This is a genomic window from Shinella kummerowiae (genome assembly GCF_009827055.1).
Lineage (GTDB): Bacteria > Pseudomonadota > Alphaproteobacteria > Rhizobiales > Rhizobiaceae > Shinella > Shinella kummerowiae.
On record NZ_WUMK01000002.1, the window covers coordinates 53,582 to 66,446 of the forward strand.

At 63.4% G+C, this 12,865-nt stretch carries 10 protein-coding genes; 5 read left to right on the forward strand and 5 right to left on the reverse strand.

The window, feature by feature from the left end; translation table 11 throughout:
- Positions 1-10: 10 nt before the first annotated feature.
- From GR138_RS04700 to edd, 5 genes are all read left to right on the forward strand, one after another.
- Positions 11-1,450, forward strand: a complete 1,440-nt coding sequence (locus tag GR138_RS04700; RefSeq protein WP_160857483.1) for a glutamine synthetase family protein — start codon at positions 11-13, stop codon at positions 1,448-1,450.
- A gap of 97 nt (positions 1,451-1,547) precedes the next feature.
- Complete coding sequence (locus GR138_RS04705) at positions 1,548-2,834, forward strand: NAD(P)/FAD-dependent oxidoreductase (RefSeq protein ID WP_160857484.1); 1,287 nt, start codon at positions 1,548-1,550, stop codon at positions 2,832-2,834.
- Between the two features lie 96 nt (positions 2,835-2,930).
- Positions 2,931-4,403: a glucose-6-phosphate dehydrogenase gene (gene zwf / locus GR138_RS04710; RefSeq protein WP_160857485.1), complete on the forward strand. Its 1,473-nt coding sequence runs from the start codon at positions 2,931-2,933 to the stop codon at positions 4,401-4,403.
- A gap of 9 nt (positions 4,404-4,412) precedes the next feature.
- Positions 4,413-5,111: a 6-phosphogluconolactonase gene (gene pgl / locus GR138_RS04715; RefSeq protein ID WP_160857486.1), complete on the forward strand. Its 699-nt coding sequence runs from the start codon at positions 4,413-4,415 to the stop codon at positions 5,109-5,111.
- Positions 5,112-5,233: 122 nt separating this feature from the next.
- Positions 5,234-7,054, forward strand: a complete 1,821-nt coding sequence (gene edd / locus GR138_RS04720) for a phosphogluconate dehydratase (protein ID WP_160857487.1) — start codon at positions 5,234-5,236, stop codon at positions 7,052-7,054.
- Between the two features lie 190 nt (positions 7,055-7,244).
- Here the strand turns inward: edd and GR138_RS04725 are convergent, their stop codons facing one another.
- From GR138_RS04725 to GR138_RS04745, 5 genes are all read right to left on the reverse strand, one after another.
- Positions 7,245-7,658, reverse strand: coding sequence for a hypothetical protein (locus tag GR138_RS04725; protein WP_083242900.1), 414 nt, complete (start codon positions 7,656-7,658; stop codon positions 7,245-7,247).
- A gap of 106 nt (positions 7,659-7,764) precedes the next feature.
- Positions 7,765-8,856, reverse strand: a complete 1,092-nt coding sequence (locus GR138_RS04730; protein WP_160857488.1) for an ABC transporter ATP-binding protein — start codon at positions 8,854-8,856, stop codon at positions 7,765-7,767.
- Between the two features lie 29 nt (positions 8,857-8,885).
- Positions 8,886-10,538: a beta-galactosidase BglA gene (gene bglA / locus GR138_RS04735; protein WP_160857489.1), complete on the reverse strand. Its 1,653-nt coding sequence runs from the start codon at positions 10,536-10,538 to the stop codon at positions 8,886-8,888.
- Positions 10,539-10,564: 26 nt separating this feature from the next.
- Positions 10,565-11,710, reverse strand: coding sequence for a carbohydrate ABC transporter permease (locus tag GR138_RS04740; RefSeq protein WP_160857490.1), 1,146 nt, complete (start codon positions 11,708-11,710; stop codon positions 10,565-10,567).
- A 1-nt stretch (position 11,711) separates the two neighbouring features.
- A complete protein-coding gene (locus tag GR138_RS04745) occupies positions 11,712-12,722 on the reverse strand; it encodes an ABC transporter permease subunit (protein WP_160857491.1) in 1,011 nt (336 codons plus the stop codon).
- Between the last annotated feature and the right edge of the window lie 143 nt (positions 12,723-12,865).

The window sequence follows — 12,865 nt, forward strand, 5'->3', positions numbered from 1 at the left end:
CCGGTGTGTCATGCCGTCCAAAAAGAAAGTCGTTACCCCTACAATCGAGAAAGCCGTACGCTCTGGAAAAATACCTCCCTCCATCAGCGTGCCACGTGGGGTAAAGACCTGGAAGGACGCCGCAGACTGGCTTCGGGCCCGCGGTATCGAGGATATCGAATGCATCACGCCGGACCTCGCAGGCGTGCCGCGCGGAAAGATGATGCCGTCGTCGAAGTTCACCTCGAACACCTCGCTGGCGCTGCCCTCCGCACTCTACCGCCACACGATTTCCGGTGACTACCCGGAAGAGACCGGCAATTTCCGCTATGAGCCGCGCGACAGCGACCTGAAGCTGCTGCCGGATCTGTCGACGCTCTCCGTGGTGCCATGGGAAAGCGATCCCACCGCGCAGGTCATCTGCGACATCGTCGGCTCGACGGGCGAAAGCGTGCCCTATACGCCGCGCAATGTTCTGAAGAACGTCGTGAACATGTATCGCGACCGCGGCTGGAAGCCGGTCGTGGCACCGGAAATCGAGTTCTACCTCGTCGCGATGAACGAGGACCCCGACTATCCGCTGCATCCGCCGAAGGGCCGGTCCGGCCGCGCCATCCAGGGCGGCCAGGGCTATTCCATCGCCGGGATCAACGAGTTCGACGAACTGATCGACGACATCTATCACTTCTCGGAAAAGCAGGGGCTCGAGATCGACACCCTGATCCACGAGGAAGGTCCGGCGCAGCTCGAAATCAACCTGCGCCACGGCGATCCGGTCGAGCTGGCCGACCAGGTGTTCCTGTTCAAGCGCACCATCCGCGAGGCGGCGCTCAAACACGGCATCTACGCCACCTTCATGGCCAAGCCCATGCAGGGTCAGGCGGGTTCGGCGATGCACATCCACCAGTCGGTGGTCGAGATCGACACGGGCAAGAACGTCTTCTCCAATCCGGATGGATCGGCATCCAGGGAGTTCTTCCACTTCATCGGCGGCATGCAGGCCTATGTGCCGAAGACACTCGTCATGATGGCGCCCTATGTGAACTCCTATCGGCGCCTGACGCCCGACATGTCGGCGCCCGTAAACAATGCCTGGGGCTACGACAACCGCACGACGGCCTTCCGTGTGCCGGTGTCTGATGCCGCCGCGCGCCGCGTCGAGAACCGCCTGCCGGGATCGGATGCCAATCCGTATCTTGCACTTGCGGCCTCGCTCGGTTGCGGCCTGCTTGGCATCATGAACCAGCTCGAACCGACCGAGCCGACGGGAGACACCGCAAACGAGGGGTCGATCGACCTGCCGCGCGGCCTGTTGGAAGCCGTGTCGCTGCTTGAGTCGGATCCGGCGCTTGCGGAGGTGTTGAGCGCCGAGTTCATCGGCCTCTATGCCGGCGTCAAGCGCGGCGAGTTCGAGACCTTCATGCAGGTGATCAGCCCCTGGGAACGCGAGTTCCTGCTGCTCAACGTCTGAGCGGCCCGGCGGTCCGGGCCGCCCGAAGACATCAGACCCTGAGAAGCGGCCGGCGCCCCGGCGCGCCGCCGCACCCTCTTGAACATGAGTGTGCGCAATGCCCTGGCAAAGCCCGATTTCTCCCGGCATCTCCTGGTATGAGGCGACCGTTGGAGACCGTCCCGAATATGCTCCGCTCGACGGCTCGGTCGAGGCCGATGTCGCCATTGTCGGCGGCGGCTTCACCGGCCTGCAGGCCGCTTATAATCTCGCTCAGAAGGGCGTGCGCGTCGTGCTCATCGAAGCGCACCGCTTCGGCGACGGCGCGTCGGGCCGCAACGGCGGCCAGCTCGGCACCGGCCAGCGCGCCGAGGCCGAAAGCCTGGAGGCGGAACTCGGCTTCGAGCGCGCCAAGGCGCTGTTCGACCTCGCCGAAAACGCCAAGCGGCATATCCACGACTTCGCCAACGCCCAGAACCTCGACATCGAATACATGCCGGGCCAGCTCAATGTGAGCCACAAGGAAAGCTACGAGAAGGAGTTCCGCGATCATATCGAGATCGCCGCGACCCGCTTCGGCTATCCGCACATGGACTATATGGACCGGGCGGAGACGGAGGAGCGCGTCGGCTCGAAGCGTTTCTTCTTCGGCCTGCGCGACACCGGCACCGGCCATATCCATCCGATGAAGCTCCTGGTCGGCATCGCCCGCGCCGCGCAAGCGGCGGGCGCCAGCCTGCATGAGAAGACCCCTGCCCTGAAGATCGAGCGGGCGGGCGGCAAGGCGGTCATCACCACGGCGAGAGGCACGATCCGCGCGGACAAGGCGCTGATCGCCTGCAATGCCTATATCGGCAATCTGGAGCCGAAGACGGCGGACCATGTCATGCCGATCCGCTCTTTCATCGGCGCGACGGTGCCGCTCGACAAATTTCCGTCGGTCATTCCCGGCGGCGAGGCGATCGCCGATACACGCTTCGTCGTGCGCTATTTCCGCAAGACCCGCGACGGGCGGCTGCTGTTCGGCGGGCGCGAGGCCTATACGTCCGACAATCCCGACGACATGACGCCACCGATCCGTCGGCAGATCGAAGAAGTCTATCCGGAACTGAAGGGCATCGAACTCACCCATGCCTGGGGCGGCTCGGTCGGCATCACCATGCCGCGCAAGCCCTATGTGCGCGAGGTCATGCCGGGCATCACGACGATCGGCGGCTATTCCGGCCATGGCGTCATGCTGTCAAACTACTGTGGCAAGCTCTATGCCGAGGACGTGACCGGCGGCAGCACCGAACTCGACCACCTGAAGGCCCTGAAAATCCCGGCCTTCCCCGGTGGTCCGCGGTTCCGATCGCCGCTTCTGTTCCTCGCCATGACGTGGTACGCGCTACGCGACAAGCTCTGATCTGTTCGGAAACACCGATTTTGTTGCGTTGCGCGCTGGTGTTTTTAAATCGATTAGATTATAACGCCCGACAACAGAACGAGATCGAGATATCCGATGAGCAGCCAGATCATTCCCGTTGAGCCTTTCGACTATGTCGTGTTCGGCGGAACCGGCGATCTTGCGGAACGCAAGCTCCTTCCGGCCCTTTACCACCGGCAGCTCGCCGGCCAGCTCTCCGACCCGACGCGCATCATCGGCGCGTCGCGCACAGCGCTGACGGATGCGGAATACCGCAAGTTCGCTGTCGATGCGCTGAAGGAGCACCTGAAGCCGGGCGAATTCGACGACGAGCAGATCAAGACCTTCTGCGACCGGCTGTTCTACATCGCCGTCGACGCGAAGTCCGACCAGGGCTGGGACAAGCTGAAGGACCTGCTCGACGAGGGCAAGGAGCGCGTGCGTGCTTTCTACCTCGCGGTGGCGCCCGCGATCTTCGGTGATATCTCGGAAAAGATCCGCGACCACAAGCTGATCACCAAGCAGACCCGCATCGTGGTGGAAAAGCCGATCGGCCGTGACCTCGCGTCCGCCAACGAACTGAACAACACGATCGGCAAGGTTTTCCGCGAAGAGCAGATTTTCCGCATCGACCATTATCTCGGCAAGGAGACGGTGCAGAACCTGATGGCGCTGCGCTTCGCCAACGCGCTCTACGAGCCGCTGTGGAACTCCGCGCATATCGACCATGTGCAGATCACCGTCGCCGAATCCGTCGGCCTCGAAAGCCGGGCCGGCTACTACGACAAGGCCGGCGCACTGCGCGACATGGTGCAGAACCACATTCTCCAGCTGCTCTGCCTTGTGGCGATGGAAGTGCCCTCCTCCATGGACGCCGAGGCGGTTCGCGACGAAAAGCTCAAGGTGCTGCGCGCCCTGAAGCCGATCGACCAGTACAATGTTGAACGTCTCACCGTGCGCGGCCAGTATCGCGCGGGTGCCTCGTCGGGCGGCCCGGTCAAGGGCTATCTCGAAGAGCTGGAAGGCGGTGTTTCCAGCACGGAAACCTTTGTCGGCATCAAGGCCGAGATCGGCAACTGGCGCTGGGCGGGTGTGCCCTTCTACATCCGCACCGGCAAACGCCTTGCCGCGCGCATGTCGGAAATCGTCATCACCTTCAAGCCGATCCCGCACTCGATCTTCGACCCCTCCGCTGGCCGCATCGAAGCCAACCAGCTGATCATCCGTCTCCAGCCGGATGAAGGCGTCAAGCAGTCGCTGATGATCAAGGACCCCGGTCCGGGCGGCATGCGCCTGCGCAACGTCTCGCTCGACATGAGCTTCGCCGAAGCTTTCGACGCGCGCAATGCGGACGCCTACGAGCGCCTGCTGCTCGACGTCGTGCGTAACAACCAGACGCTTTTCATGCGCCGCGACGAAGTCGAGGCGGCATGGCGCTGGGTCGACCCGATCCTCAAGGCCTGGGAAGCGACCGGCCAGCAGGTTCAGGGCTACACCGCCGGCACCTGGGGTCCGAGCCAGGCCATCGCTCTCATCGAGCGTGACGGCCGCACCTGGCATGAGACGTAAGGAAGACCGATGAACGCGAGACTGCATGAATTCAAGGATGGCGCGGCGTTGGCCGAAGGGCTGGCGGACCGGGTGTCTGCAACCCTTGCGGACGCCATCGCGGCACGTGGCCGGGCGACCATCGCGGTCTCCGGCGGCTCCACGCCGAAGGCGTTCTTCAAGGCCATGTCGACCCGCGACATCGACTGGGCAAAGGTGACCGTAACCCTGATCGACGAGCGTTTCGTACCGGCCGACAACCCGCGCTCGAACCACTTGCTCGTCGCGGAAAACCTGCTTCAAGGCAAGGCGAAAGCCGCGACCTTCCTGCCGCTCTACCGGGATGCAGGCAGCGCGGAAGAGGCCGCAGCGATCGCGACGGCCGATGCCGCCACACTCGGACATCCCTTCGACGTCGCCATTCTCGGCATGGGAACGGATGGCCACACGGCCTCCTTCTTCCCGGGCGGCAGCAAGCTTGCCGAGGCTATTTCGCCCGAGACGCCACGTGGCGTGATCACCATGGAGGCGGAAGGCGCCGGCGAGACCCGCCTTACCTTCACCTTCACCAGCCTTCAGGATGCACGCCTGCTGGTGCTGCATATCGAGGGCCAGGGCAAGAAGGACGTTCTGGCCGCCGCGGAAAGCGACGGCCCGGAAACTGACATGCCGATCCGTGCCGTTCTGCGGCGCGCGGCAACGCCAGTCGATATCTACTGGGCGCCATAACACGCTCAACCGGCTGAAGCCGAACATGCCCGGCGCGCGACGCCAATGAACAGCGGACAGCGCAGCGTTCCCGCCCGCTTTGCCGCGCGAAAATGCAATCGAGAGAGGTCAGGATAGCTCCCATGTCCGCCGACAAACGCATCGAAGCCATTACAGCCCGCATCGTCGAACGCTCGAAGCCGCACCGTGGCCCCTATCTTGACCGCGTGCGTGCGGCCGCCTCCAAGGGCGTGCACCGCGGCGTGCTGTCCTGCGGCAACCTCGCGCACGGCTTTGCCGTCTGTTCCCCCGCCGAGAAGGACGCGCTCGCCGGCGACCGCGTCCCGAACCTCGGCATCATCACCTCCTATAACGACATGCTCTCGGCCCACCAGCCGTTCGAGACCTATCCGGAGCTGATCCGCCAGGCCGCCCGCGAGGCCGGCGGCGTGGCGCAGGTCGCCGGCGGCGTGCCCGCCATGTGCGACGGCGTCACCCAGGGCCAGCCGGGCATGGAGCTGTCGCTGTTTTCGCGTGACCTGATCGCCATGGCGGCCGGCATCGGCCTGTCGCACAACATGTTCGATTCGGTGGTCTATCTCGGTGTCTGCGACAAGATCGTGCCCGGCCTGACGATCGCCGCGCTGACCTTCGGCCATCTGCCGGCCGTCTTCATTCCCGCCGGGCCGATGACCTCCGGCCTGCCGAACGACGAGAAGGCGCGGGTGCGCCAGCTCTTCGCCGAGGGCAAGGCTGGCCGTGCGGAGCTGCTCGAAGCCGAGTCAAAATCCTACCACGGCCCCGGCACCTGTACGTTCTACGGCACCGCCAATTCCAACCAGATGCTGATGGAGATCATGGGCTTCCACATGCCCGGCGCCTCCTTCATCAATCCGGGCACGCCGCTGCGCGATGCGCTGACCAGGGAAGCCACCAAGCGGGCACTCGCCATCACCGCGCAAGGCAATGAGTTCACCCCGGCCGGCGAGATGATCGACGAGCGCTCGATCGTCAACGGCGTGGTCGGCCTGCACGCAACCGGAGGCTCGACCAATCACACGCTGCACCTCATCGCCATGGCGCGCGCGGCCGGCATCCTGCTGACCTGGAAGGATATTTCCGACCTGTCCGACACCGTGCCGCTGCTCGCCCGCGTCTATCCGAACGGTCTGGCCGACGTGAACCATTTCCACGCGGCCGGCGGCATGGGCTTCCTCATCCAGGAACTGCTGAAGCACGGCATGCTGCATGACGACGTGCGCACCGTCTTCGGCCAGGGCCTGAAGGCCTATGCGATCGACCCGAAGCTCAGCGACAGCGGCGCGGTGGTGCGTGAACCGTCGCCGAAGGTCAGCCACGACCCGAAGGTGCTCGCCAATATCGAGACGCCCTTCCAGGCGACCGGCGGACTGAAAATGCTGACCGGCAATATCGGCAATGCAGTGATCAAGATTTCCGCCGTGAAGCCGGAGCGCCACGTCATCGAGGCGCCGGCCAAGGTGTTCCACGACCAGCAGGAGCTCAACGTCGCCTTCAAGGCCGGCGAACTGACAGGCGATTTCATCGCTGTCGTGCGCTTCCAGGGGCCGAAGGCGAACGGCATGCCGGAACTGCACAAGCTGACCACCGTGCTCGGCATCCTTCAGGACCGCGGCCAGCGCGTGGCGCTCCTCACCGACGGCCGCATGTCAGGCGCTTCCGGCAAGGTTCCGGCGGCGATCCACATCACGCCCGAGGCGGTCGACAACGGCCCGATCGGCCGTATTCAGACCGGCGACATCATCCGGCTCGATGCCACGCATGGCACGATCGAAGTTCTGGTCAACGCCGCCGAGTTCGCCGCCCGCCCGCAGGCGACGGCCGATCTCTCCGGCAACGAATTCGGCATGGGTCGCGAACTCTTCGCGCCGTTCCGTGCGATTGCCGGACCGGCGGACCACGGCGCAAGCGTGCTGTTTGCGTGAGGGCTAAGAGAGGGCCGACACCCTTTCAATGCCATCGGCTCTCAAACCTCTCCATCGTCATGGTCGGGCCTGGCCCGACCATCCACGCCACGGGTGCCGATGGATCCTCGGGTCAAGCCCGAGGATGACGAACGTTGGTGATTTAGGGTCGCCAGATCAGGCGGCGCTGTTGCACGCCCCTCTTTTCGTCTCAGCTATAGATATCCAGCGTCCGGCCCTGGTGGTTGCGGTGCGACGAGTAGACGAAGATGCGCTGCAAGTCCTTGTCGGAGAGCAGCCGCAGGAAGCGGGCTTCGACGACGTCGTTGGGATAGACGCGCTGTGTCAGGCAGCCGATCATCGGCAGACGGGCGCTGACGATATCGAGATAGAAGTTGCGCGGCAGCTGGAACTTCGTCGTCATGGTGATGACGGCGCCGCTCCTCGACAGCTTAATGATGAGACCGCGGCGGGAGACGAGATTGACGAGGCCACCGTTTTCGGTGAACTCGATGCGCGCCTCGTTGCAGGTGTCCTCCATCGGGAAACTCTTCTCCCGATCGTACATGAAGGACTCTTCCTTGCTCAGGTAATTGTTACGCGGTACCGATCCCTGAATGCCCATCTGCCTGCTGTCCCCGGCCCTGTCTCTTTCTGGGAAAACCTAGAGGAGCAACGCTTAACAACGGGTTGAGCGGCGGGGCGAAATCCTGCCGCTCGATCGATTCGCGTCAGGATGCGCGATAGCTTTTGCCGGCGGCATCGAAGAGATGCAGCTTCGCCCTGTCCGCCGTGAAGCGGACCTTTGCGCCGCGCTTCACATCGAGGATGCCGGGGATCTTGGCGATGATCGGCTCACCCTGCACGAGACCCTCGATATAGAGCAATGTCACCTCGCCGAGCGCCTCGACGATCGCCACCGTGCCCTCGAAGAGGAAATCATCACCGGTCGAGATCTGCAGATCCTCCGGGCGCACGCCAAAACTTGCCGTCTTGCCGACTTCGGAGGCACTCGTCGGAATATCGACGCTGGAGGCGCGCCCGCCCGTCAGTTCCAGCACGGTCGTGGCCCCTGCCGCGGTGATCTTCGCCGGAATGATGTTCATGGCCGGCGAGCCGATGAAGCGCGCGACGAACAGATTGTCGGGACGTTCATAGAGTTCGAGCGGGGGACCGACCTGCTCGATATGACCGGCCGACAGCACGACGATGCGGTCGGCTAGCGTCATCGCCTCCACCTGGTCATGCGTCACGTAGATCATCGTCGTGTCCGCCATCTGCTCGGAGAGCTTGGCGATCTCGATGCGGGTCGCCACACGCAAGGCGGCATCGAGGTTCGACAAGGGCTCGTCGAACAGGAAGACCTTGGGATTGCGGCAGATGGCGCGACCGATGGCGACGCGCTGGCGCTGGCCGCCCGAGAGCGCCTTGGGCAGGCGGTCGAGATATTTGGTGAGCTGGAGAATGTCGGCGGCCGAGCGCACCCGGCGGTCGATTTCTTCCTTGCTCTCGCTGGCGATGCGCATACCGAAGGCCATGTTGTCGTAGACGGTCATGTGCGGGTAGAGCGCATAGGACTGGAACACCATGGCGATGCCGCGCTTCGACGGCGGCACTTCGTTGACGCGCTCGCCATCGATCATCATGTCGCCGCCGCTGATCTCCTCCAGACCGGCGATCATGCGCAGAAGGGTCGACTTGCCGCAACCGGACGGGCCGACAAAGACGATGAACTCGCCCTGCTTGATATCGAGATCGATGCCGTGGATCACGTCCACTGCGCCGTAGGATTTGCGGATATCCTTGAGCACCAGCCCTGTCATGTCTCTCTCCCCTTTTGCGTTTTGACCGATCAAGCGAAACGGGCGAAGAACCCGCTCCAGGCCGGAAGTTCGATATTTTCCTCATGCATGATACTGTCGAAGCCATGGCCCTCCAGCGCTTCCAGCGTGCCGGACGGCAGATCGGCAAGACGCGCCACCGGGCTCATGTTGAAGGCGCAGAAGACCTTTTCATTGCCATGCGTGCGCACGAAGGACAGGATCGCGCCTTCTGCCGAGTGGAACTGGATCTCGCCCTTGACGAGGGCAGCGTGCTCCTTGCGGAAGGTCAGGAAACGCCGGTAATGCGCCAGCACCGAGGCTTCGTCGCCGTCCTGCACGTTGACGGCACGCTCAAGATGGACGGGCGCAACCGGAAGCCACGGCTTACCAAGACTGAAGCCGCCGGACTGTTGCCCGCTATCCCAGACCATCGGCGTGCGGCAGCCGTCGCGCCCCTTGAAATCCGGCCAGAACTGAATGCCGTAGGGGTCCTGAAGGTCCTCATAGGCGAGCTCGGCCTCGGGAAGCGCAAGCTCCTCGCCCTGATAGATGCAAACCGAGCCGCGCAGCGACATCAGAAGGCTGGCGAGCAGCTTGGCATGGGCCTCATGGTCGGTAACCGCATTGCCCCAGCGGCTGATATGGCGCATCACGTCATGGTTCGAGAAGGCCCAGCAGACCCAGCCCTCGGGTGCCGCCTTTTCCAGCGCGTGCTGCGTTTCGGCGACGAAGGCCGGCGTCAGCGGATCGGGCGCCAGGAACTCGAAGGCATAGCACATGTGCATCTTGTCGCCGCCGGAGGTGTATTCGCCGGCGATCTCCAGGCCACGCTGGCTGTCGCCGACTTCGCCGACGGCGGCAATCGCCGGGAACTCTTCCATGACCGCGCGAAAACGCTTCAGGAATTCCAGGTTTTCCGGCTGGTTCTTGTCGTAGAGATGTTCCTGGTAGTTGTAGGGGTTCACGGCCGGTGCGGTCTGCGCATTGCGGCGCTCGGGGGCAAGCGACGGGTTGTCGCGCAGTTCCTTGTCGTGGAAGTAGAAGTTGATCGTGTCGAGGCGAAAGCCATCGACGCCGCGCTCCAGCCAGAAGCGGGCAACCGACAGCAGCGCGTCCTGAACCTCTGGATTGTGCAAGTTGAGGTCCGGCTGCGAGGTCAGGAAATTGTGCATGTAATATTGCAGGCGGGTCGGATCCCACTGCCAGGCGGAGCCGCCGAAGATCGACAGCCAGTTGTTCGGCGGTGTGCCATCCGGCTTGGAATCCGCCCAGACATACCAGTCCGCCCGCGGGTTGGTGCGCCGGGAGCGGCTTTCGACGAACCAGGGGTGTTTGTCTGACGTGTGCGACAGGACGAGGTCGATCATCACGCGGATGTTGAGGCGATGGGCCTCGGCGATCAGCGCGTCGAAATCGGCAAGCACGCCGAAGATCGGATCGACGTCCTGGTAATCCGAGACGTCGTAGCCGAAATCCTTCATCGGCGAAGTGAAGAACGGCGAGATCCAGATCGCATCCACCCCGAGCGAGGCGACATGGCCGAGGCGTTCGGTGATGCCGCGCAGATCGCCGATCCCGTCGCCATTGGTGTCCTGGAAGGAGCGCGGGTAGATCTGGTAGATCACCGCGCCGCGCCACCAGTCCTTGTCCGGCTGGAGAAGAGTGGAATCCAACGTCGTCATTCTCATATGTCCTGTCGTGAAGTTTATCAGCCGCCCTTGACCGACCCCGCCAGCAGGCCGCGCACGAGGAAGCGCTGCAGGCTGAAGAAGACGATGAGGGGGACGATGATGGTGATGAAGGCGGAGGCCGTGAGGATTTCCCAGTTGCCGCCGCGCGAGCCGAGCAGGTTCACGAGACGCCCCGTCAGCACAAGTTCCTCATTGCCGGCACCCAGGAAGACCATGGCGACGAGCAGGTCGTTCCAGGTCCACAGGAACTGGAAGATGGCGAAGGAGGCAAGCGCCGGGAAGGAAAGCGGCAGGATGATCTTCACGAAGATATCAAAATCGGAAGCGCCATCGACGCGGGCGGATTCCATGATCTCGCGCGGCAGGCCGGCCATGTAGTTGCGCAGCAGGTAGACGGCGAGCGGCAGGCCGAAGCCCATATGGGCGAGCCAGATGCCGACATAGGTTTTTGCCGGCACGCCGAAGAAGGCGCCGACACCGTTGTACAGCCGAAGCAGCGGGATCAGCGACATCTGCAGCGGCACGACGAGCAGGCCGACGATGACCGCGATCAGGATCGCCCGGCCGGGGAACGGCATCCAGGCGAGCGCGTAGGCGCAGAAGGCGGCAACGAGGATCGGGATGATCGTGGCGGGGATCGCCACCGTCAGCGAGTTGATGAACGAAGCACCGATGCCTTCGGCGTTCAGCACTTCGCGGTAGTTGTCGAGCGTGAAGCGCGGCGGCACGGAGGCCGTATAGAAGATGCGCTGGCCGCGCGTGCCTTCCATCTTGGTCGGCGAGACGATTTCGTAGCTGCCGTCTTCGTTGACGGTCAGCGTCTGGCCGTCGCCGATATCGGCCGGCTTGCCGGGCTCGAAGGCGGCCGGCTGCATGGGGCGGAAGCCGAAGGCGGAGACCTTGGTCGTGCCGCCTTCCACGAGATTGCCCGATATGACGAACTTACCGTCACGCTCGACCTGCGCCTCCGGCGAGGCGGCACGGCCGGTCATGTTCTGTGAGGAGGTGGAGAGGGCCGTCCACCAGCCGGAGACGGCAAGCTGGTCCTTGTCGCGCAGCGACGAGATCAAGAGGCCAGCGGTCGGCAGCGTCCAGAGGGCGACGAGCAGCAGGACCGAGAGATGGACGACGAAGATGAGTGGCGAACGGGATGTGGCGATCATCTCAATGGCCTTCCATTTCCTTGGTGGCGTTGCGGATGTTCCAGATCATGATCGGGATGACGAGGATCATGATGACCACGGCGATGGACGCGCCGCGCCCGAAATCGCCGCCGCCACGGAACATCCAGTCGAACATCAGGTTCGCCAGAACCTGCGTCTGCCACTGGCCGTTCGTCATGGCGAGCACGATGTCGAAGACCTTGAGCACCAGGATGGTGATCGTCGTCCAGACGACGGCGATCGTGCCCCAGATCTGCGGCACCATGATCTTGAAGAAGATCTGGAAACCGTTCGCGCCATCGATGACGGCCGCCTCGATCGTCTCCTCCGGTATGCCGCGCAGTGCGGCCGAGAGGATCACCATGGCAAAACCGGTCTGGATCCAGATCAGGATGACCATGAGGAAGAAATTGTTCCAGAACGGAATGGTCATCCAGGCTTCCGGCGCACCGCCGAAGGCGACGACGATGGCGTTCAGGATGCCGATCTGTTCGGATCCTTCGGCACGGTAGTCATAGACGAACTTCCAGATGACGGCCGCCCCGACGAAGGAGATCGCCATTGGCATGAAGATCAGCGTCTTGGCGATATTGCCCCACCAGATGCGGTCCGTCAGCGCAGCGATGACGAGGCCGAAGAAGGTGGCGAGCGCCGGCACGACGAGCAGCCAGAGGAAATTGTTGAAGATCGACTGGCGGAACTCGCCATCGTTGATCATCCAGGAAAAATTGCTGAAGCCGACGAATTGCTGGCCGGTTCGGTCATGGAAGGCGAGCCGCACGGATTCGAAGACAGGATAGACGAGGTAGATCGCCAGCGCGAACAGGGCCGGCGCCATGAACAGCCAGGGCCGGATCGCATTGGTGATGCGCAGATTCTTCGAAGCCTTGGCGCCCGTCAGCCCCTTGGAGGGGAACAGCTTGTCGAGCAGCCAGTTCGTTCCGAAGAAATAGACGACGCAGGCGAGAACGCCCCCGACCATCGTGGAAATGGCGAATAACAATTGCTGCACGGAAGTTCCTCCCCAGGAATGCTTCCCCCGATGGACCTTCAGGGGTCAGTCGATCATTCACGCGGCGTTGCACCGCGTGGTCCGGCTGCACTTCGGCATGCTTGGGAAAACCGGCCGGCGGATGCCGACCGGTTCACCGGATT

Excerpts from the sequence above, each read along its gene's own strand:
- GR138_RS04730 (WP_160857488.1), bottom strand. The coding sequence starts at position 8,856 with ATGACAGGGCTGGTGCTCAAGGATATCCGCAAATCCTACGGCGCAGTG.
- zwf (WP_160857485.1), top strand. The coding sequence starts at position 2,931 with ATGAGCAGCCAGATCATTCCCGTTGAGCCTTTCGACTATGTCGTGTTC.
- GR138_RS04700 (WP_160857483.1), top strand. The coding sequence starts at position 11 with ATGCCGTCCAAAAAGAAAGTCGTTACCCCTACAATCGAGAAAGCCGTA.
- GR138_RS04740 (WP_160857490.1), bottom strand. The coding sequence starts at position 11,710 with ATGATCGCCACATCCCGTTCGCCACTCATCTTCGTCGTCCATCTCTCG.
- edd (WP_160857487.1), top strand. The coding sequence starts at position 5,234 with ATGTCCGCCGACAAACGCATCGAAGCCATTACAGCCCGCATCGTCGAA.
- GR138_RS04725 (WP_083242900.1), bottom strand. The coding sequence starts at position 7,658 with ATGGGCATTCAGGGATCGGTACCGCGTAACAATTACCTGAGCAAGGAA.
- bglA (WP_160857489.1), bottom strand. The coding sequence starts at position 10,538 with ATGACGACGTTGGATTCCACTCTTCTCCAGCCGGACAAGGACTGGTGG.
- GR138_RS04705 (WP_160857484.1), top strand. The coding sequence starts at position 1,548 with ATGCCCTGGCAAAGCCCGATTTCTCCCGGCATCTCCTGGTATGAGGCG.
- pgl (WP_160857486.1), top strand. The coding sequence starts at position 4,413 with ATGAACGCGAGACTGCATGAATTCAAGGATGGCGCGGCGTTGGCCGAA.